We start from the raw sequence: 19,418 nt of genomic DNA on the forward strand, positions 1-19,418 counted from the left end.
GGGCGGTCTAGAGGGGTCAACCGAAAGGTTGGCCCTTTTTGCTTTCTGAGATTTGCAAAACTTTTGCAAAACTTTTGCAAAACCCCACCTCAAAACGCCAGTCCGGCGCCTACCTCGACGTATTCGATTCCCTTTTTTTCGTGACCTTCCTGGTAGTGCTTAGTCATCTCTTCGTCGGCGTGCCCCATGAGCGCCTGGACGTACTCGGTCGGGAACTTCTGCTGCTCATAAAGCCATGACCCAAGAGCGCGGATTTCATGGAACGTGGGGCGCTCGCTGATTGGCATGTGGTCATAAGCCTTGGCGGCGTCCCGGGCTTTCCTGAACTCCTTGGTCAGATAATCCGGGGTGACGCTGGTCCAGTGAGCCTTGGCATCGACCTGCTCCTTCCGCCTGGCGCGCGGCCGGTAGTGGATCAGGTAGGGCGAAAGGATCGGTGACTTCATGCACTCCACCACCACCTCGCGCAGCGATTTCCCCATGACGATCTTCAGGTGGATCGGTGTTTCGTAGCCCTCGGTTTTTCCGGGTGAGACGCTGATGGTGTTCTTTTCCAGGTCTACCGATGCTTTCGTCCAGGTCACAATATCCTCGCGACGCTGTAGGCTGGCCAAGCCCAGCTTGATGGCCCGCTTAAGCCACACTGGTGTGGTTTCTGCCTCAATGATTTTCGTCAGACCCTCAAGGGTATGGCGCTGCCGTTTCTTCTCTTCTTCCTTTTTCACGAGCGTCAGTTCCGCCACATTCCTCTCGGCCAGGCCCTTGGCCACGGCGAAGGCGAACACCTGCACCAGCAGCCCGCGGTGCTTGGTATAGGCATTGTTGCTGAATTGGTCCAGGTACTCGGCCACAGCCAGAACATCGAGCTGACCGACCAGCAGATCACCTAACTCTTTGCGGTACCGCTCAAGCTTGTAGCCGATTTCATCGAGTGTGCTGGCCGCGTACTTCCGATCTGGCAGCCATTCCGCTTCAAACCGATCCAGCAGGGTGCGCATATTTGGCAGCTTCTCGCCGGTGATCATCGTCAGCATCTCGCCGTCACCGGCCATCAGTGGCGCTAGGCGTGCGTTCGCAGCCTTTGCCATCTTGATGGCTTCCTCCAGTGAGCGATTGATGCTGGTCATCTTGCCGGTGATAGGGTTCTTGTACCGCCAGTACTTACCGTTGGCGTAAAGGTTCGGTGGCAGCTTCTTGTTGATCGGCGAGCGGGGGCGGGGACTCATCTTTCAACATCCATCATTTGGGCAAGCAGCGGATCTTCAGATCCGATGATCGCGGCCTGCAGGTCAACGAAATACATTCCGCCTTTTACCTCGCCCACGATTTCGCCTTCCTCAATCCACTTCTTCAACTGCTGCAAACTTGGCTTCCCTCCAGCATAACGCAACTTCCTATACTCACCTGCCTCCATCAGACGAGGCAGGCGAGCGGTTATTTGAGCGATGACCTTGGCCATATCTACCTGCCTTCATGTCGCGACACGTTTTCGTTATTCGCGAACAGTGTCGCGACACTTCCAGGGGGAACCGGCTTGCCCATGATCACGCCTCCAGCGTGCCGACCGACTGTGCCGGCCGGGCGAAGTGGTCGGCCAGCACCCGGCGGGCGTCTACCCCGCACGACGCCGACATTTCGTAGATTTCTCCGAACGTGGTTTCCCGGCGCTGCAGGGCGTTGAACAGTTCGATCAGGCGCTGGCCCTTGGTACCGTTCCGGCGGCTCATAACTGGAACCTCTCATCACCTGGGTTTGGGGTGGCCTGCAAAGGCCCGTTTTCAGACGCCGAGCTGGTCGGAGAGGCGCGCCCCGCCTCGGTTGAGGGGGTGGCCTTCTGCGGGTGTTGAAATGAGCCATCCGGCAAGCAGCTGATGCCGGTGTTGTTCACAATCCAGCAGGTGACGCCGCGGGCGCTGTCGTGCTGCACGTCGATGAGCTGCTCGTCAGCGGTAGCTTGGCCCACGATTAGCAGCAGGATCATGGTGATGATGGTTTTCATGGGCGCTCCTCCCAGTCCCAGTTCAATTTCGGATTGATCGGCGGGAAGCATTGCAGCGTGGCCAGGTCGATCAAAGTGAAGTGGCCACCCATCCAGGCGCCGGTGTCGATGTGGTAGACATTCCCGAGGATTGCCGGTTGACGCACTGGGGTGTGCCCGACGATGACCGCCCTGACGCCGCTGATACCTTCGTGGTTCTCGTTCGTGATGCGGCTACGCGACCACTGGCAAACGGCCTCAACCTGCTGTCGTCCGTGCAAGCCTCTCTCCAGCTTGTCGCGCAGCATGCTCCAGTCAGTGAAAGGGCAGTCCGCGTGCACAATCCCAATAAGGCCAAGGGGCGTCACGACCTCAATGGCCAGCGGCAGGTCTGCCAAAAGTTCGGCGTAGCAACCGCGCTCGACCGATGTTCTGCCATACAGCCAGGAGCCGCCGTTTATGACGTGCATGTCGCTGGCTCGACCATCATAGTCAAACCGATAGGCGTCGACAGCCATTGCTTCGTGGTTGCCCTGGACTGCGAAAAACCATGGCTTCGCCAGCCAGGTATCCACTTCGGCAGACTCCGGTCCGCGGTCGATCAGATCACCGACACTGAACAGCCGGTCGGTGCCAGGATTGAAGCCGACGGCATCAAGCGCTGTCTGCAGTTTGGTGAAGTGCCCGTGCACGTCGCCGACGGCGAAGTCCCGGCCGGAGGTGTTGAGTTCGAATCGCTTGAACTTGTTCATGCGCGGGCCTCCCCTGCGATCATCGCCAGTTGTGCCAGAAGGTCGTCGGTGCGCCCGTAAAAGCGGCCGGTGTCTTCGTTGATGAAGTGCCCCAGCACCTCTGCTACGGCCGGGCTGGCGACAAGACCGTGCAGGTCGGCCTGCGTGGCGGCAGGCGCATCGTTGGCGGCCTCGTGCACAAAGGCGTCGGCCTTGATCTGCAGCACCTTCACAGGGCGGATCCCCTTCGAGCCGCTGACCCAGTTGGTATCGGGTACGCACCAGGGGAGCATATGCAGGCACCAAGCCGTCGCCGCGTTCTCTTTTTGTGTGCTGGACCAGTACTCCGTCAGGGTGAAGGCCTGAATCGCCTTCTTGTCTTGCCCCATGCCACGATAGTCCCAGTCCTCGAGCTGGAGCAGGTTGCTACGCAGCACCTGCAACTCCTCAATCGAAGGGATGTGCCAACCCCAGGCGCCTCGGACGTTCATACCCAAGACCTTGCGGGCTATGGCGCTCCCTTCCTCGGCCATGGCCTGAGTGTTGGCCATGCCGTCAAACCGGTGGGTGGCGCCAGGCTGATCGACCTCGTAGCCGCCGTACACCGCTTTGTGGTTCAGCACTGACTCGTGGATCGGAACAATCAGCGGGTAGTCCGGTTGACCGTTCTCGCCGCGCATCATGCCGGCATATACGCCACCCTGGCCCTCCCAGTAGGTGCCAATGGCCGGCACTGAACCAGGCATCTGGACTGCCCCGAACTGCAAAGGCTCGGCGAACTGGGCGATGGAAGCACCCAAGACCGAAGGGCCTGGGAGCGAGTAATTGATCACCAGCTGGTGGATGTTGATGATGATGCCGTTTTCCATTTTACTTTCTCCAGGCAAGCCGATTCCCGTCCGCGTTGTTGGCTTTCGCGAAAATCAGGTTAGGGTTAGGCGGTAAAGACGCCCTGGAACTGGTCGCTGTCTTCTTGGCGCTGAGGCCCAGGGTTCGGAGCAATGACGCCTGCTACCTGGATCAGGCCGAGTGCAAAGGCTTTTGCTACGAGAGCTGCCCGACGAGTGACGCCCAGTTTGGTCGTCAGCGACAACAGCCGTTTCTTGACGGTGTCCTCTGTAACGCCAAGAGCACGCGCAGCCTCCTTTCCGCTAGCGCCGCCAGCAACCGCCAGCAGGCACTCCAGCTCACGCGGAGCTGCGCCGCGACCGAGGAAACCGGTTAGGCCGTGCGCTGTGATTGTGGTTGCTGCGTTCATGCTGGGAAACTCCATGGCGGGTTGCGATGGAGTCAAGAGTACCAATTGGTAAATTTATGTCAATCATATGGGTGAAAAAAATTACCAAAAAAAACCCGCCTGAGCGGGTTCATCTAACGATGGATATTACGTCCTAGCTCCACTCCATATATAGACAACGCGCGCTACCACCGAGATTCGATCCATCATGTCGCGAGGAATGCTTACTTCTTTGAACTGCGGATTATCTGACAGGATACGAATTCCATCCATGTCCACCTGGATCCGCTTGATGGTGAGCACGCTGCCAATCCGGACTACATACACTGCATCGTAAAGGGCCTCTGTGACACCTACGTCTACGACGAGCAGGTCCCCATGCTTGATCGTCGGGGCCATGCTATCCCCAAGACCCGTTGACATGCGCAGGTTCGAAATGTCTGTCATGGACATCGATCTTCGCAACCACGCTAGGTCAAACACGACCGCCCTTACAGGGGTTTCGCTATCGGCACCCTGCGAGTGCTTCCCCCAGCTTTCGGGAATTTCAAGCGTGGGTATGGTGACATGCTGGAATGGATATTCATGGTCATCTGTGGAATCCCATTTTCTGACATCTATAGACTCAACGGCTTCACCAGCACTGGATTCTGATTCGCTCACTGCAGAAAGGGCCAAACCTAAGCCTTTAGGTTCATCCAGCCAACCTTTAGGCAAATGGCATATGCCTTCAATCTGCCGAGCCAGCGACTCTCCGATATTCCTTGAGTGTGCCGGGTTTTCCGAAAACATCCTGGCCACATAGGATGGGGAACGCTCTATAGCTTCCGCGAATGCAGATTGCTTCCCACCAAAGCGAGTCGCCACGAGCTCCCGCAATCGGAGCCTGCGCACATTTTTGAGTTGATTCGAGTCATTTATTTCCATGCCTGACTGTACCTTTTATTTCCCTTATGGAAAATTACCTTGAAATGGTACATGAATCAGGTAGCCTGCATCATAAATGCACCATTAGGTAAATTTATATGAACCTGTCCGAATACCTTGCGCAGCTTCCCAGGGGCGGCAAGAAAGTGCTTGCGCTCAGGTTGGGCGTGACTGCTTCGTATCTATCCAGACTCGTTTCAGGTGACAGAGCAATCACCGCCGAAAGGGCTCTCCAGATTGAAAGCGCTACGGATGGGCTCGTTAGTCGCTATGCGCTTCGTCCGGATCTTCAGTGGGGCTCATCCTGGAGTGTCGATCAATTTTCCAAGGCTAAGGCGCTGCCGACCTTGAACGCAAATGTACGCTCAAACCCATCTGGCCGTCAGTCCACTGTCGGTGCTGGTGTTTTGTCCAGTAGTGCGGAGGTGGCGTGATGAACAACGTCATCCGGCTCGATTTCGAAGGGCAGTTGGTGCGTTTCAACACTGCCGGCTGGATCAATGCCACCGAAGTAGCAAAGCGCTTCGGCAAGAAACCCATCAAATGGCTGGAGCTCCCAAGCACCAAGAGCTATATGGCGGCAATGACCAGGCACCTCGCTAATGAGGTCCGAAAATCGGACCTCAAACTTGTCGAGACTGTCAGGGGGCGCGGCAAGGCAGGCACGTGGCTGCACCCGAAATTGGGCGTGCGTTTCGCGCAATGGCTCGATGACGACTTCGCCGTCTGGTGCGACACGCAGATTGATGCGCTTCTTCGCGGTTTTCCGACTGCGATGGGGCGGTTCAACCACGCCTGCAAGCTGCTTGATGATCGTCAGTCACGGGCAAGTGCAAGTGGTCGCGATCTCGCTGAATGGAAGCGCGAGAAGCCTAGCTTGATCGCCGAAGTCGAGCGCGGACGTAACCAGCTTCAAATGATCCTCGCACTGGACAACCCAGAAAACCACACCCCGCAGGCTTCGTTATGAAGATCTGCCCATCCCTGTACTTGCTATCCGGCTAAACCCCAGACAGCAAAAAGCCAGCTGTCGAGGCTGGCTTCTTAATCAGTCCCCTGCAAGGGACTTCTTTGAATCTTCGTCGAGGAAGACGATATGTCACACCCAAAAAATAGCACTACCCAACATGCAGCGCAAGACATCCTGACCGCTGAGGTCGGTTTTTGCGTAACCCCCATCGACAACAAGACGATCCAGATGCTCAGCGTTGCGGCTGGTACGAACGCAGAAGACGTCCTTGAAACCGCCAAGGTCCTTTCCTCAGGCCTGAGCCAGATTTGCCGGCATATGCATGACAGCCTGAATGCCGGCGAAATGGCGTACTGCGACGGCATGGCGGCAATGGCGTTCCTGGCTGAAACAGTCAGTGCGCTTGTTTGGTCGGTTCAGCGCGGCGCTGAAGCAGACGCCGGAGGTGCCCAATGAGCGATGAACTTCTCACTCGTGAGCATGAATACATGGTGCGCGGGCCATGCGCGGTCCTGAATGCTACTGGCGGCGTCTCGGTTTACGACTCTCTTGAGGCTGCGACTGAGCTCCTTGAAGCTGTGGTGGGCGGCATTCGCGATCTGATGTCTACCCCCGAGGTTTCGAATCAGGCGACCTTGATTTTCTTTGCTGCAGAGGCGGCGCTGGCTCTCGTCTACGCATCCCAGGCCGGTGTTGGGCCAGGTGATGGCCGTGGAGGTGAGGCATGAGCGAGCAAGAGCGTATTGCCCAGGACGCGACGTTCCAGATTGTTTGTGCGATGGAACATATCAACTGGCTGCGTGGAGTGCTCCATGTTCTGGAGGATCGCTTGAAGCAGGGCCGTGATGAGCACTACGCCACCGTCGCGAACCTGGCGATTTTCAACGCTGATGACTGGCACAACCAACTCGATTGTGAGCGCGAGAGTCTGGAGACGCGCACGAAGGCTGCTTTCGGTGTGGACAATTCCGCGCCACAAAACGTGAATCCAGAAAGCGTGGCGCGCATTCCATTGGCTGTGTTCTCGAAGGGGCGCCAGCACGCTGCTGCGCATGATCTTGGTGTTCAGCAGGCGGCGATCAGCAAGGCCGTTCGCGTCAAGCGGGAAATCTTTGTTACGCGGCATGCCGATGGCAGCTTCACCGCTACTGAGGAACGCCCATTCCCAAGCGGAAAGTCTGGGGAGGACGGCCAATGACTATCACCCCATTCACCGGCGGCGAAGCCGCCACCATGTCCTCGCAAGAGATCGCCGATCTGGTGGGCAAGCGTCACGACAACGTGAAGCGCACCATTGAGAGCCTTGCAGCTGGCCGCGTTATTGAATTGCCTCAAATTGAGGAGATTCCCACCGCGACTAAACCAGCAAGTGTCTATGTGTTCTCGGGCGAGAAGGGTAAGCGCGACTCAATTGTCGTCGTGGCCCAGCTTTGCCCGGAGTTCACTGCCAACCTCGTTGATCGATGGCAGAAGTTGGAGCAGCAGGTCCGGAAGCAACCCCAGGTACCGGTCTTGCCACAGGACTACATCGGAGCTCTGGAACACCTTCTGGAATCCAAGCGCTCAGAAAAGCTTGCGATCGAACAGCGCGATCATGCTATCGAAACCAAGGCTGAGATCGGTTCGCGCAGGGAGGCTACGGCCATGGCCACCGCATCGGCGGCGGTGCGGCAGGTTGGCCAACTCAAGAACGAGCTCGGGCGTGGCCTCCAGCAGGCAACTGTTGCTGCGGTAGAGAAGGTCACCAAGCGCAAGTTCGGCAAGCAGGGCTTCCGCCCCCTCAAGGCCTGGTGCGCCGCCAATGGTGTGCAAGCCCCCAAAGTCCACGATCCGCGTTATGGCTGGGTTCGATCCTGGCCCGCTGCTGCCTGGGCAGCCGTTTACCAAATTGACCTGGCTGACCTGTTTGGCGCCGACGGAGAACAAGCATGATCAAGAAACCTACCCACGAACAGCTCATGACCCTGATCGCCGAGGCCGCCATTGACTTCCAGCAGGCCGAGATCCTGCGCAACTCGCTGAAGCGCGAGCTGAGTGCGATGTACGCGACCTATTTCCGCGCCCACGGTCGCCCAGGCAACGGCGAACGCTCCCGGTTCGACTTCGAAGACCCGGCGTATCGCGGGGTAGTGGAGTTCACCCAGGGGGCGTACAGCCGCTGGTTTGATCAGCGCGCCCTCACTACACGACTCAAGCGCAAGTTGCGCAACCTGGTTGAGCGTCTGGAGCGTGCCCAATGACCAACGTTATCGATTTTCCGGCGCCGCTGCCCATGGAGCATATCGATGAGGAGAACATGGCCAAGCATGGCGATGCGGCTCTACTACTCAGGTGCTTCGAGATCGTGAAAGACACCTTAGAAGTGATCGACGAGCCCGAATACTCCATCGAAAAGGAGGACGACACGCACATTGACCTCATTCGAGCCTTCTACGCGCTCAAGGTGCTGTTCAAACGTAAGACTGGGCATGACGCTGACGTGGTCGCCCGCGAGCATTGGGAAGCCATGGGGCGGCACCTGCTGGAAGGCGCTCCCTTGCCCGAGCAGCGCATCCCCATCGTCACCGTGCCCGGCAATCCTCATCCGCCTAGCGCCTTTGATGACATGACGGACCTACAGTTGGCTGCCGCCAGCCTCAGTTATGCCCGGCGAGTCAGTGAGTCGATCATGACGCATTCGCCTGAAGCGCTGGATATGGCAGAGGCGCGGGTGCTCTCCATTGACGCCACCACCGCCATGCACGTCTTGAAGCAGCGCGTTGCCGGTGACGCTCCGGGTGATGCCTCGGCGGCAGTAAAACGCACCACAGCTCGCGGGGAGACGTTGCAATGACCATCGACCCTATTGCCACTGGCAACTCCCCTCAGGCGGCCGCCAGCGCCAAAGTGATCGCCGGCCCCTGGCCCAACTATTCCGGTTGCCGTCATTTGCCAGAGCGCGAGCGCTGGGAGGTCTACGGTCTTGCTAAGGCCGGTCGTGCAGCCCTGGAAGATCGCGGCATCGTCATGGATGAGAGCTACGACCAGTTCATTGCCCGGGTGACGCGGGAGCTGGACATATGAGCGTTCAAGCCATGGCCTGGGCCCTGACGCAGCAGGTTGTCACGGAGTCGCATTCGCGGCACGTGCTGCTGTGCCTGGCCAACTATGCGGACCAGTCCGGGCGCGCTGCATTCCCGGCGGTATCGAGCCTGGCGCTTGATACCGGCCTGGCTCCGCGCACCGTTCAATATCGCCTTCGAGAACTGGAGTCGATCGGGCTAATCAAGCGCGGAAATCAAGCTGTAGCGGCGGCTTACATCACCCAGCGGGATCGCGTCCCGGTGTGCTACGACCTCGACCTTTCACGGGGTGCACAGGATGCACCCCGCACCGAACGGGGTGCACGTGAAGACGCAACGGGGTGCACGCCAGAACAGAACGGGGTGCACGCCACGACCGAGCGGGGTGCACAGCGTGCACCCAATCCACCCATTAACCACCCATTAACCATCCTTAACCAAAAAGACGGCGCCAAGGCATCAGAGAAGGTTGGTAAGGGTAAAAAGTTTGATCCTTTGACGGCCCGACCTTCGAATGCATCCGAACAGGCCTGGGCCGACTTCTGCGAAATGCGAAAGGCCAAGCGGGCTCCACTGACACTTCGCGCCTGTGAGCTGATCGCCAAGAAGCTGGCCAACCATCCAGAGCCCGACGCGGTGCTGGATAAGTCCACCACCAGCAGCTGGTCGGACATCTACCCGGATTCGGTATTGCCTGGTGCTGGCGCCAAGAACGGTAAACCCTCGGCATTCAACAACCTGCCCACCCACACCCCGGATATGTACCAAGGAGGCGAAAATGGCCCAGCGTTCTAACATTTTCCGCCGTCAGCCCGAACACCGGATGTTCACCGGCAATTGCCCAATCCATGGGGAAGTTGATCGTTCCGAGGTCGAGCAGTTCGACGGCTCGATGCTGGTACGTCCATGCAAGCAGTGCCAGTACCATGGCCTGCGTGTGGCGCCTGCCGGTAGCTCCGAGCGATCGCAGGCCCTGGCTCACCTTCAAGCCGAAAAGCTCAACAGCGCGCTTGTGGGCTCTGGAATCAGCCCTCGGTTTGCTGAAAGCACGTTCGCCAGTTACAGCGCCGCCACCCCGGCCATGGTCCAGGCCTTGGAGCTGTGCCAGGAGTACGCCGACAACTTTGGCGAGCACTTCGCCGCCGGCCGCAATCTGCTGCTGACTGGCAACGTGGGTACCGGCAAGACGCACCTGGCGAGCGGTATTGTCCGGCGCGTCATCGATCTGGGGGCGGTGGCGGTCATCACCACCGCCGCGGAGGTTATTCGCACGTTCAAGCGCTCCATGGATCGCAACTCAGGGTTCAGCGAGGGTGACGTGATCGACGAGCTGGCGAGCTTCGACCTGCTGGTGCTCGATGAGGTCGGCGCCCAGGCGGGCACGCAGTACGAACTGGCGGTCCTGCATGAGGTGATTGATCGCCGGTATCAGGATGTGAAGCCCATGGTGCTCGTTTCCAACCTGCCCGCAACCTCGAAGCAGGATGCAGAAGGGCGGCACGCGCCAAGCCTTGAGCAGTACATCGGCGCCCGGGCACTCGATCGGCTTCGCGAGAATGGCGCGCTGCTGGCTGGCTTTACCTGGGCTTCGGCACGGAGGCGCGCATGAACGACTTCCGCGAGCTTTACAGCGATGAGGCCGAGCACGCACTGCTCGGCGCCCTGCTGCTGGATGGCGAACTGTTCGACCCGATCACCTCCAGCGTGACCACGGCCGACTTTCACGACCCGGAAAACGCTGCGCTGTTCCAGGCGATGATCGAACTTAGCAGTACGGGCGTGCCCATCGATGCGGTGACGGTAGCCGATTTTAAGCAATACCTGCCGAGTGGTCGCGCGACCCTGGACTATGCCATCGAGCTGGCCCGTAACACGCCAAGCACCGCGAACTGGAAGGCCTACGCCCGAACGGTGAGGGAGCGCGCTGTGTTGCGGCGCTTGGTGGATGCGGCTGACGCTGTTCGCGATTCTGCGAGCGAGAACCGGCCGGTGGCCGAGATCGTCGCCAGCGCTCAGCAGGCCATGGCCGACTTGCGCGATCTGGACACCGGGGAGCCGGACTACAAGCACATCAATGAGGTGATTGCCCGAAACGTCGACATCATCGACGCCAAGTTCAACGGGGTTGTGCAGTCTGGGCTATCCACCGGCCTGGTGGACCTGGACAAGCTGATTCGCGGACTGCGCAAAAAGACCGTGACCATCGTCGCCGGGCTGCCGGGCAGCGGCAAAACAACCCTGGGCCTGCAGATCGCCCAGCACATCGCCTGCTCCGGCGCTGGTGTCGGGATGGTGTTCTCGCTGGAGATGCCCGAGGAAGAGATCGGGAACCGCGCGCTAGCATCCATCGGCAGCATTGATCTTCGGGTGCTCGATAACGGGCAGCTTCAGGACGATGACTGGCCCAGGCTTACCTCGGCTGTCAGCAAGATCATGGATGCCCCGCTGTACATCAGCGACAAGTCGGGTCTCACCGTCGCGCGGATCCGCAGCATCTGCCGCCAGGTCAAGCGAAAGCACGGTCTGGATGTGGTGGTGATCGACTACATCGGCCTGATTGGCTCGGACGGTAAGGCGTTCAACCGCACCGCGGAGCTAGGCAAGATCTCGACCGGCATCGTCAACATCGCCAAGGAACTGGAAGTGCCGGTGATCCTGCTGGCGCAGCTCAACCGCGACTCGACGAAGCGCCCAAGCAAAAAGCCGATCGCTTCGGATCTGCGCGACTCCGGCCAGATCGAGGCCGACGCCCACTGCATCATCCTGGTTCACCGCGACATGGACAGCGAGGAGGGCCAGAACGGCGTCACCGAGTTGATCATGCCCAAGTGCAGGCATGCGCCGGTTGGGTCGTGCCTGGTCCAGCAGCAAGGCCAGTTCGCTCGATTCGTCAATTTCGCCGGCAATCGTGAGCCGTCAAACGAAGAGGTTGAAATGAGTCGCCCCTTCGCCGGCCGTATCAAGGGGAGGAAGAACGATGAGAGTTTTTAAACTGCTGGGGTGCCTGCTGAGGAGACAGGATGAGCGGGAGAACGTGGATGCTGTTCGGCAGGAGTTACATGACACTGGGCAGGCATTGCGTGACGGTGAGCCAGCCATGCTTGATCCGGGAATGGTGATTGTCCACGTGCCTGAGTATCCAGAGGCCGAGCGCATCGCCCAGTCGATTCGAGATTTCCCTGATGATTGGGTGTGGGCACGCAAGAGCTTCGACCTCCGACACGTTCCGAGCGGCTTCAAACTCTGGGTGGCGAATCAGGATTATGGCCTGGCCGAGGTCCACGACAACAACGGCAAGACGGACTTCTCCAAGCCAGAGCAGGCGATCATCTGGCCGGCAGTCGAGGCATGGCTTGCACGACGCAAGATTGGGTTCACAGGCCGACCGGTGCGCCCAAGACTATGCCGGTGGGATGGTGTGTTCTGGTGCTGCTCCCCTGGTAACCCGTGGCTTGGCGTCGGGGATACCGCAGAAGATGCATATTATTCCTGGCTGGCGGCAGTTTCAGCGCAGGCCCGCGATGAGTTGGGTGGTTGCAGACACCTCGTCGTGCAGAGGTGGACAAAGTGAAGACGATCAAAACGTTAGACAGGATCGCTCAAAGCCCTGATGCCGAGCAGACAGGTGTTAGATTTAAAGATTCACATAATTGCCTACAGGTCACGCCACACAAGGCCTGCACGGTGATTGCTAAATACATGATTGTGGAGGTTGGAAAAGCCTCTGGGAGTGCCGCAAATGAGTAACGTCACGGCGGCATTGCCGCGCAAAAGCATGAGCGACCTTGAGCGCCGCTTCCTGAAGATCGCGGGCACCGAGCTGGCAGAGGTCAAGGTTGGCGGGCCTCTCGCGCTGGCCTACCTGCTGGACATGGTTGCCAGCTGGCACGGCAGCCGCGCCCAGATTGGTTTCCATGACTTCGGTCAGCGGTGGCTGATCGATGGTGGCGCCAAGAACAAGCCCGCCGACCGGTTGCTTCGCGACCTGTTTGGCCTGAGTGATCCAGATCCGAGGAAAGCGGCATGAAGAAGCGCACATACCTGGGCAAGCCCCTTGGCGATACTGAATACCTGCTGGAGCAATGGGGCTGGTGGCGGATGGATGGGATGGGTGTTCCGCGCTATGTCTCCCCGCTCCAAGCGCTTATCCGGGAGAACACGCCCTGCGAGGGAGGGAGCAGGGCTTACGTGATCACGGACGACCTGGCCCTGGTGGTCGACGGCGCCGTTGCTCGTCTTACGAAGCGCAATCAGCAGATGGGCGATTTCATCTGGCTGTACTTCGGAGCCAAGTGGCCAGCGTTGAGGGTTGGCCGGGAGTTCGGCCTGAGCGAAGCCAAGGCTCGCGAGCTGATCAGGACAGGTGTTGCCTGGATTGACTGTGCGCTTGAAGGAATTCGTGAGGCTGCGTAAAAAAGGCTTTCCGCGCGGATAACGACCTGTTTTCATGGCACGGTGTTCAGCTGTTTCAGCGCGACACCACAGAGAAAGCCCGGCCATCGTGTCGGGCTTTTAGCATTTCCTGAATCGTTTCTCTTTGTGCTGGAAAGTGATGCTGATATGGTGGCACCTCACTAGAACTAGCGTCTTAGAGGGACCTTATGCACTCGTTTTTTTCGAAGACTTTTGGCGGTCTTACGACCAGCTATTACGTCCGTCAGTTTATTTTCGGGTCACTGTTCGCGATCCTGATTCTTTTTCTCGCGGCCCACAGTCCTACAGGTCTCATGGGTAAGCCAGGGCTGATTGTGATGTCAGTCGTATGCACGCTGCTTTACCCGTACTCTCGATTCGTTTACGAAAGCGCCGTTGGATACGTCATGGGAAACAATGTCTTCTTCGTGAATGCCGTGCTGATGCTGGCGGTCAAGGTTTTCACAATGGTCATGTGCTGGTCGTTTGCAATTTTCGTGGCGCCCTTAGGACTCGCGTACCTTTACTGGCGAAACAGCCGACAGATTTCTCAGTAGGGGAAACTTGAACATCGAAGCCCAGCCATCGCGCTGGGCTTTTTCGTTTTCGGCCCCACCACGCCCATTGCTCCTAGCTGGGAGTGCTGTGAGGGCTGATTCATTCCCGCAGGCGCAAGACTGATAGGCCCTCCTGCTTACAACCCGAGGAAACATCATGCACCCAGTCATGCGCTGCAAAATGATCTGCCACGAAATCACCCACACTCGCCACGCCAATCAAGAGCGCGACGACCATCTGTGTGATATTCGATTCGGTGCCGTATGTGCGCTGCCCAAAGATCCGCCGGGCGAGAACGCTGTTTTCGGCAAGTACACGCCGGTCGCCGAGTATAAGGCCAAGATTGTGAAGTCTGTCGCCGACAAGCTCGAGCCGGGCAGGGCGTACTACATCGACTTCACCTTGGCCGAATAAGGCCCTCAAATTCACGGTGCTGCTACCTCGCTGCGCTCTTGGCCGCCTCCTGTCGGCCTTTTTTATTCCCGGAGATCCCCATGGCTGAACCAGCGAGCACCACAGCTGCCGGCTTGCTGCTGGCCAAGTATGGCGTGGCCATTGCCGCCTTCATCGGTGCGATTGGGTCGCTCGGTTTCTTGAAAGATTTGACCAGAGGTCAAGCGGCCACCGCGGTAGCGGTTGGTTTTTTCTTCTCGATCTATCTCACTCAGCCGGTGACTGCATGGCTGGCCCCAAAGCTTGGGCTGATGCCGAATGACAATTTGCTGTGCGGTGTCTCGTTCGTGCTGGGGCTCACAGCGATGAACGTTATCCCGGCTATCAAGGCCGGTCTCGGGCAGTTCGTGGCCTCGCGAGGTGCTTGATCATGATGAGTTCAATTCTGACGGTCGTTGATGCGCTGCTGTGCATGCTGGTCATCGGCGCAGCACTTGAATACCTGCGCGCGGCGAGTCTTCTTGATCACCCTGTTCTGAGCCTGTCGTTCTATTTGGTGGCCATCGGCTCCTTCGGCATCTTGCTCGACCTTTTTCATGGCGCCTTGGTACCGGGCTGGTCTGTCTTGCTGCACCTTGGCATCGTCACTTATGCCTGGGGCAGACGCCAATACATCTTCTCGAGCGACACCTCGTGGCGGGGCGCCGAGAGGCGCAAGGCAGGACGACCATGAACATCCTGAAAACTATCCACTCTTGGCTCTCCGGCCGCGTGGCCACAACTCAAAATGAGGATTCAAAAATGCCCGATGACCTGATCCAGTCTGGCGTCCCAGCAGGCGCTCAGTCTTCCTTGCAGCCGCAGGAAGCTGGCTCTTCTCAAGTGTCTGTTGTTGACGCCGGCATCCTGGTTGCTGCCAAGCCAATCGTCGCGGCTGCTGCACTTGCAGATGATCTGGACGCGCCGGCGCCAGACGTCATCGAAAAGCTCGAAGGCATCCTCGAGGCTATCGGTCACAAACTGCCTGTGTACTGGCGTGAAGCTGTCGCCCTGGCCAAGAAAGCGGTGTGATCGTGCGCGCCACGATTTGGTGAAACTGAATTCGTGGCGCGAGAGGTGCTTATGAAGCTGGTTCTGAAACGTGCTGGAGCCGATCCCCGGTCGGTAATCCCTCTGAGTGATTTCGGTCGCCGTGTCGTTGACCACCGTCCATTCGCGCTACATGACGAGCAGGGCAGCATCTTGCCTTGCCAGGTCAGCACGAGTACCGGCAGCGATTCCGATGGTTCTCCGATCTTGACAGTCGTCTTCAGAATGGATGGCCAGGATTTGCTCATCCAAGGTGACTACCAAGCCAGTGCGGAGAGGAGTTAGGCATGTCCGGACCGTTCGACATTTCGGTGCGTGGAAACGTCAAGGAGATATCCAAGGCGCTATCAGCATTTGCCTATAAACAAATGCCATTCGCCACGGCCCTGGCATTGACCGCAATTGCAAAGGAAGTGCAGGCCGATGAGATCCAGAACATCGCCTCTACTTTCAAGAAGCCCAAGCCATTCACTCAGAAGTCGGTGGGCATGCAAGGCGCTCGCAAGGACACGCTCACAGCAATCGTATTCGTCAGGCCGATTGCCGCGAAGTACCTCGAGCCCTACGAAGACGGCGGTAACCATGTTCTGGCTGGTCGTGCGCTCTTCAACCCGAAGAACATCAAGCTCGATCAATACGGCCAGTTGCCTCGTAAGGTGCTGGAGCGGCTGAAGGCTCGAAAGGACATCTTCATTGGTCCAGTCAAGACGAAGTCCGGACCGGTCAATGGTGTCTGGCAGCGCATCCCAGCGAAGAAGAAACAGCCGGCTCATTTGAAATTGCTGATTCGTTTCGGTGACGCGGTTGCTGTGACAAAGCGATTGAACTACCGCAGTCGCGCGAAGGCGCTGATTGATCGAAGGTTCAATGCGGTGCTCGGTGCGTCGATCGGCAGGGCGATCCTCTCGGCCAAGTAGGCTAGCGTTCCATGCATTGGAGATCACGATGGACATCCGCGACAAACAACCCATTTCTTCCTGGACGGTGGATGTGTACGACGACCGTGTCAGCTTCAGGCGCATCGGTAATGGACGGATAGAGGAAAGCTACCCGCCCGTTTCGATCCCGACAGCCGCGGTGTATGCCACAGCTATTGTGAGTGGTCTTCAACCACCAAGAGATCTTCGCTCGTGCGATACACCGATTGATTGAACTCAATCTGCACGAGGTTTGGTCCACGCAGCTTCACTCGGTAGAAGTCGAGGCCGCTGAACGAAAGTCGCATATCCCTTGGCAGGCCGTTGAGTTGATCCAGTAGCGTACCGACATCGATGGTATGGCTTTCGATCTGTTCTGGTGATGGCATTGTCCGATCCTTTGGTTGGGGTTGGCGGTCAAGGATAGCGAAACCCTCCGTGGTCTGGGGTGTCGCTGAGAAATGCACCGCCGTGGTGCGCCAGGGAATGCCCACCCCCCCCCTAGTCATGGGTCCCTCCTGAGCATTCCTGCACCGAGGGCATTGCGCGCCGCGCTGTTTCTCTAGCTGAGAATTTTTTCAATTTGGGTAACAGGTAACAAGGCGCCCCATGAATCAGAGCGAGTTCGCAACCCTCCATGGCGTCAGTCGCAAGACCGTGACCAAGTGGAAAGAGCGCGGCTGGCTTGTGTTTCGGGACGGTGAGCTTGATGTCGACGCATCAAACGCGCTCATCGCGAAATACCGTCGCGATGGGAGCGAGGTTGTTACCCAGGACGTAGAGGGTAACAAGCCCTCTCCGAAAAAATCCGGCGTTACCCAAGCTTCTGCGCGGGTAACAATCAAGCCCGGCGAATCAGTTGAGCAGGCCACGACCCGCATCCTGATGGCCACTGGCGCGAACATGACCATCGATGAGGCGAAGCGGGTCAAGGAGAACTACCTGGCTCTGCAGGCGCAGCTTGAATACGACCGCGACGCCCGCCTGGTGGTGGCCGTTGAAGATGTGACCCGTGCCGTCGGCGAGGAGTACGCGAAGGTTCGCACCAAGCTGCTGGCTATCCCATCGGAGAATGCCCCACGGATTCATCGCCTGAAGACGGTGCTGGAGGTCCAGGACGCCATGTATGGGCTTATCGTTGACGCGCTTGAGGAGTTGACCCGTGACGGAGATGGGATCAACCAATGACGCCCGCCGTTATGCCGAGGGCCATGAAGCGCTGAAAGCCGGTTTGTTCAAGGCTCGCCGCCGTAACATTCAGCCTCCGCCGAAGCTTACCCTCAGCCAGTGGGCTGCTGAATACGCGATGCTGTCAGCTGAGACCAGCGCTCAAACCGGTCGATTTCACGCATTCCCGTACCAAAACGGGATTATGGATGCGATCACAGATCCTACGGTCGAAATGGTCACGGTGCAGAAGTCGGCCAGGGTCGGCTACACAAAGATCATGGACCATGCTGCTGGGTTCTTCATTCACCAGGACCCGGCGCCTGTTCTTGTTGTCCAGCCCCGGGTAGAGGACGCAGAGGACTACAGCGTCACCGAAATCGAGCCGATGCTTCGGGACACTCCGGTGCTGAAGGCGATCGTAGGCGACCTCAAGAAGAAGGATTCGAAGCAGAAAATCAACAAGCGGATGTTTCGCAACGGCGCCTCAATGTCGTTCGTTGGTGCGAACAGCCCTGGTGGCTTCCGCCGCATCACTGCCCGAGTGGTGATGTTCGACGAGGTCGACGGCTACCCCGTGATGGGTGCCGGCAAGGAAGGCGACCAGATCAAGCTTGGCATCAAGCGGACTGAAAGCTTCTGGAATCGGAAGATCATCCTGGGCAGTACGCCCACGGTGAAAGGCGAAAGCCGGATCGAGAAAAGCTACGCCAATAGCGATCAGCGTAAATACTTCGTCCCGTGCCCGCACTGTGGTGAATACCAGGTTCTGGAGTGGGGCGGCCCAGACACGCCCTACGGTATGAAATGGGATAAGGACGAAAACGGCTTCGGGATTCCCGAGAGCGTGTTTTACGTCTGTAAGGCTACGGGCTGCGTGATCCATGAGGTCGACAAGGACGAAATGGTCGCGCGGGGCGAGTGGCGGGCGACCAAGCCTTTCACTGGTCATGCTGGCTTTCACATCTGGGCGGCCTATAGCCTCTTCGTCAATGCTGCCTGGCACAAGCTGGTGGCTGAGTGGCTGGAGGTCAAAGACGACCCGTTGATGCGCCAGACTTTCGTCAACCTGGTGCTCGGGGAAACATATGAGGATCGCGGTGATCGGGCGCTTCAAGAGGAGCGCCTGGCCGCTCGCTGCGAAGTCTGGCCCGCAGAGGTTCCTGATGGTGTAGCTGTCGTGACTGTCGGCGTCGACACCCAGAACGACCGGTTCGAATGTGAGGTGGTCGGCTGGGGGATGAACGAAGAAAGCTGGTCCATCGACTTCGAAGTTATCGAAGGCGATATGGAAACCCCTGATCCCTGGGATCGTCTTGACGCCTACCTGCAGAGGATCTGGTACCGGGGCGATGGCCGGGGATTCGAAGTCATGGCGGTTTGTCACGACTCCGGCGGGCATCACACGCAGAAGGTCTACAACTTCGCCAAGGCTCGTTTGGGGCGCCGCGTTTGGGCGATCAAAGGCGAATCGGCAGTGGGTGGCAAGCGTTCGCCGATCTGGCCAACGAAGACACCCAGCAAGCGCAACAAGTCTGCGTTTCGGCCAGTGATCATCGGCGTCAATGCCGCGAAGGACTCTATCCGGTCCCGGTTACACCTTACCGCACACGGCCCGGGCTTCATGCATTTCCCGGTTGACCGAGATATCAACTATTTTGCTCAGCTCACGGCCGAGCGGTCCGTGCGAAAGACATCCGGCGGCCAGGTCTATCGGGTCTGGGAGTTGCCACCCGGGCGAGCCAACGAGGCGCTCGACTGCAGGGTGTACGCATACGCCGCGCTGTGCGGGCTGATGCACCTGGGATTGAAGCTCAACAAGCGGGCCGAAGACGTCAACGCCCTGATCGGGTTACCGATCCAGCGTGTCGCTGTCTCGCCGCAGGAGATTCCTGAGCACGCACCGGCGCCCATACCGCCGCCGCGCACCCAACCTACAAAACGTTCGTCTTCGATCTCGAGGATGGCATAGGAGA

Annotated in this window: 31 protein-coding genes; 22 read left to right on the forward strand and 9 right to left on the reverse strand. The window is 58.5% G+C overall.

All coding sequences use genetic code 11. The features are described 5' to 3' along the window. Positions 1–89: 89 nt before the first annotated feature. The 8 genes from HX866_RS03850 to HX866_RS03885 all read right to left on the reverse strand — a co-directional run bounded on the left by HX866_RS03850 (position 90) and on the right by HX866_RS03885 (position 4,873). Positions 90–1,226 carry a tyrosine-type recombinase/integrase gene (locus tag HX866_RS03850; protein WP_177138098.1) on the reverse strand — a complete coding sequence of 379 codons (1,137 nt, stop codon included), beginning with the start codon at positions 1,224–1,226 and terminating at the stop codon, positions 90–92. After that, complete coding sequence (locus HX866_RS03855) at positions 1,223–1,459, reverse strand: hypothetical protein (RefSeq protein ID WP_177138099.1); 237 nt, start codon at positions 1,457–1,459, stop codon at positions 1,223–1,225. The genes HX866_RS03850 and HX866_RS03855 overlap by 4 nt, the downstream gene beginning before the upstream one ends. A gap of 85 nt (positions 1,460–1,544) precedes the next feature. Beyond that, positions 1,545–1,727: a hypothetical protein gene (locus HX866_RS03860; RefSeq protein ID WP_177138100.1), complete on the reverse strand. Its 183-nt coding sequence runs from the start codon at positions 1,725–1,727 to the stop codon at positions 1,545–1,547. After that, positions 1,724–1,999 carry a hypothetical protein gene (locus tag HX866_RS03865; protein WP_177138101.1) on the reverse strand — a complete coding sequence of 92 codons (276 nt, stop codon included), beginning with the start codon at positions 1,997–1,999 and terminating at the stop codon, positions 1,724–1,726. The genes HX866_RS03860 and HX866_RS03865 overlap by 4 nt, the downstream gene beginning before the upstream one ends. Further along, entirely contained in the window at positions 1,996–2,730 is a 735-nt protein-coding gene (locus HX866_RS03870; protein WP_177138102.1) for a metallophosphoesterase, read from the reverse strand. The genes HX866_RS03865 and HX866_RS03870 overlap by 4 nt, the downstream gene beginning before the upstream one ends. After that, the gene (locus HX866_RS03875) at positions 2,727–3,578 is read right to left on the reverse strand and encodes a hypothetical protein (RefSeq protein WP_256344812.1); all 852 of its coding nucleotides are present in this window, start codon (positions 3,576–3,578) and stop codon (positions 2,727–2,729) included. Before HX866_RS03875 ends, HX866_RS03870 begins: the two co-directional genes overlap by 4 nt. A gap of 65 nt (positions 3,579–3,643) precedes the next feature. Further along, positions 3,644–3,967: a helix-turn-helix domain-containing protein gene (locus HX866_RS03880; protein ID WP_177138103.1), complete on the reverse strand. Its 324-nt coding sequence runs from the start codon at positions 3,965–3,967 to the stop codon at positions 3,644–3,646. A 126-nt stretch (positions 3,968–4,093) separates the two neighbouring features. Continuing rightward, on the reverse strand, positions 4,094–4,873 hold the full coding sequence (locus HX866_RS03885; RefSeq protein WP_177138105.1) for a S24 family peptidase: 780 nt from the start codon (positions 4,871–4,873) through the stop codon (positions 4,094–4,096). Positions 4,874–4,971: 98 nt separating this feature from the next. Here HX866_RS03885 and HX866_RS03890 point away from each other — a divergent pair, with 98 nt between their 5' ends. The 20 genes from HX866_RS03890 to HX866_RS03985 all read left to right on the forward strand — a co-directional run bounded on the left by HX866_RS03890 (position 4,972) and on the right by HX866_RS03985 (position 16,275). Then, positions 4,972–5,307 (forward strand): transcriptional regulator, encoded by a 336-nt coding sequence (locus HX866_RS03890; protein WP_177138107.1) that lies wholly within the window; start codon positions 4,972–4,974, stop codon positions 5,305–5,307. Then, positions 5,307–5,843, forward strand: coding sequence for a KilA-N domain-containing protein (locus tag HX866_RS03895; RefSeq protein WP_177138109.1), 537 nt, complete (start codon positions 5,307–5,309; stop codon positions 5,841–5,843). The genes HX866_RS03890 and HX866_RS03895 overlap by 1 nt, the downstream gene beginning before the upstream one ends. 126 nt (positions 5,844–5,969) lie before the next feature. Continuing rightward, a complete protein-coding gene (locus HX866_RS03900) occupies positions 5,970–6,299 on the forward strand; it encodes a hypothetical protein (RefSeq protein WP_177138110.1) in 330 nt (109 codons plus the stop codon). Then, positions 6,296–6,571 (forward strand): hypothetical protein, encoded by a 276-nt coding sequence (locus HX866_RS03905; protein WP_177138112.1) that lies wholly within the window; start codon positions 6,296–6,298, stop codon positions 6,569–6,571. The genes HX866_RS03900 and HX866_RS03905 overlap by 4 nt, the downstream gene beginning before the upstream one ends. After that, positions 6,568–7,041, forward strand: a complete 474-nt coding sequence (locus HX866_RS34645; RefSeq protein ID WP_371319216.1) for a Cro/CI family transcriptional regulator — start codon at positions 6,568–6,570, stop codon at positions 7,039–7,041. Before HX866_RS03905 ends, HX866_RS34645 begins: the two co-directional genes overlap by 4 nt. After that, a complete protein-coding gene (locus tag HX866_RS03915) occupies positions 7,038–7,775 on the forward strand; it encodes a Rha family transcriptional regulator (protein ID WP_256344813.1) in 738 nt (245 codons plus the stop codon). Before HX866_RS34645 ends, HX866_RS03915 begins: the two co-directional genes overlap by 4 nt. Beyond that, positions 7,772–8,083 carry a hypothetical protein gene (locus HX866_RS03920; protein WP_177138114.1) on the forward strand — a complete coding sequence of 104 codons (312 nt, stop codon included), beginning with the start codon at positions 7,772–7,774 and terminating at the stop codon, positions 8,081–8,083. The genes HX866_RS03915 and HX866_RS03920 overlap by 4 nt, the downstream gene beginning before the upstream one ends. Then, positions 8,080–8,676 carry a hypothetical protein gene (locus tag HX866_RS03925; protein WP_177138117.1) on the forward strand — a complete coding sequence of 199 codons (597 nt, stop codon included), beginning with the start codon at positions 8,080–8,082 and terminating at the stop codon, positions 8,674–8,676. The genes HX866_RS03920 and HX866_RS03925 overlap by 4 nt, the downstream gene beginning before the upstream one ends. Then, complete coding sequence (locus HX866_RS03930; protein ID WP_177138119.1) at positions 8,673–8,906, forward strand: hypothetical protein; 234 nt, start codon at positions 8,673–8,675, stop codon at positions 8,904–8,906. Before HX866_RS03925 ends, HX866_RS03930 begins: the two co-directional genes overlap by 4 nt. Further along, positions 8,903–9,700 (forward strand): helix-turn-helix domain-containing protein, encoded by a 798-nt coding sequence (locus HX866_RS03935; protein WP_177138120.1) that lies wholly within the window; start codon positions 8,903–8,905, stop codon positions 9,698–9,700. Before HX866_RS03930 ends, HX866_RS03935 begins: the two co-directional genes overlap by 4 nt. Next, positions 9,684–10,514 (forward strand): ATP-binding protein, encoded by an 831-nt coding sequence (locus tag HX866_RS03940; RefSeq protein WP_177138122.1) that lies wholly within the window; start codon positions 9,684–9,686, stop codon positions 10,512–10,514. Before HX866_RS03935 ends, HX866_RS03940 begins: the two co-directional genes overlap by 17 nt. Next, the gene (locus HX866_RS03945; protein ID WP_177138124.1) at positions 10,511–11,896 is read left to right on the forward strand and encodes a replicative DNA helicase; all 1,386 of its coding nucleotides are present in this window, start codon (positions 10,511–10,513) and stop codon (positions 11,894–11,896) included. Before HX866_RS03940 ends, HX866_RS03945 begins: the two co-directional genes overlap by 4 nt. Then, positions 11,883–12,476, forward strand: coding sequence for a hypothetical protein (locus HX866_RS03950; RefSeq protein ID WP_177138126.1), 594 nt, complete (start codon positions 11,883–11,885; stop codon positions 12,474–12,476). Before HX866_RS03945 ends, HX866_RS03950 begins: the two co-directional genes overlap by 14 nt. A 168-nt stretch (positions 12,477–12,644) precedes the next feature. Next, positions 12,645–12,932 carry a hypothetical protein gene (locus HX866_RS03955; RefSeq protein ID WP_177138128.1) on the forward strand — a complete coding sequence of 96 codons (288 nt, stop codon included), beginning with the start codon at positions 12,645–12,647 and terminating at the stop codon, positions 12,930–12,932. Next, entirely contained in the window at positions 12,929–13,318 is a 390-nt protein-coding gene (locus HX866_RS03960; RefSeq protein WP_177138130.1) for an antiterminator Q family protein, read from the forward strand. Before HX866_RS03955 ends, HX866_RS03960 begins: the two co-directional genes overlap by 4 nt. Before the next feature lie 714 nt (positions 13,319–14,032). After that, the gene (locus HX866_RS03965; protein ID WP_177138131.1) at positions 14,033–14,290 is read left to right on the forward strand and encodes a hypothetical protein; all 258 of its coding nucleotides are present in this window, start codon (positions 14,033–14,035) and stop codon (positions 14,288–14,290) included. Between the two features lie 80 nt (positions 14,291–14,370). Further along, positions 14,371–14,697, forward strand: a complete 327-nt coding sequence (locus HX866_RS03970; protein WP_177138133.1) for a peptidase M48, Ste24p — start codon at positions 14,371–14,373, stop codon at positions 14,695–14,697. A 2-nt stretch (positions 14,698–14,699) separates the two neighbouring features. Next, positions 14,700–15,002 carry a hypothetical protein gene (locus HX866_RS03975; RefSeq protein ID WP_177138135.1) on the forward strand — a complete coding sequence of 101 codons (303 nt, stop codon included), beginning with the start codon at positions 14,700–14,702 and terminating at the stop codon, positions 15,000–15,002. Next, positions 14,999–15,340, forward strand: coding sequence for a hypothetical protein (locus tag HX866_RS03980; protein ID WP_177138137.1), 342 nt, complete (start codon positions 14,999–15,001; stop codon positions 15,338–15,340). The genes HX866_RS03975 and HX866_RS03980 overlap by 4 nt, the downstream gene beginning before the upstream one ends. Before the next feature lie 305 nt (positions 15,341–15,645). Continuing rightward, entirely contained in the window at positions 15,646–16,275 is a 630-nt protein-coding gene (locus HX866_RS03985) for a hypothetical protein (RefSeq protein ID WP_177138138.1), read from the forward strand. A gap of 173 nt (positions 16,276–16,448) precedes the next feature. Here HX866_RS03985 and HX866_RS03990 read toward each other — a convergent pair whose 3' ends face one another. Continuing rightward, the gene (locus HX866_RS03990; protein ID WP_177138140.1) at positions 16,449–16,664 is read right to left on the reverse strand and encodes a hypothetical protein; all 216 of its coding nucleotides are present in this window, start codon (positions 16,662–16,664) and stop codon (positions 16,449–16,451) included. 220 nt (positions 16,665–16,884) lie between these two features. Between HX866_RS03990 and HX866_RS03995 the strand changes: the two genes are divergently transcribed. Then, entirely contained in the window at positions 16,885–17,463 is a 579-nt protein-coding gene (locus tag HX866_RS03995; protein ID WP_177138143.1) for a hypothetical protein, read from the forward strand. After that, the gene (locus HX866_RS04000; RefSeq protein ID WP_177138268.1) at positions 17,447–19,414 is read left to right on the forward strand and encodes a phage terminase large subunit family protein; all 1,968 of its coding nucleotides are present in this window, start codon (positions 17,447–17,449) and stop codon (positions 19,412–19,414) included. Before HX866_RS03995 ends, HX866_RS04000 begins: the two co-directional genes overlap by 17 nt. Positions 19,415–19,418 lie beyond the last annotated feature (4 nt).

This window comes from Pseudomonas gingeri (genome assembly GCF_013386165.1).
Lineage (GTDB): Bacteria > Pseudomonadota > Gammaproteobacteria > Pseudomonadales > Pseudomonadaceae > Aquipseudomonas > Aquipseudomonas gingeri_C.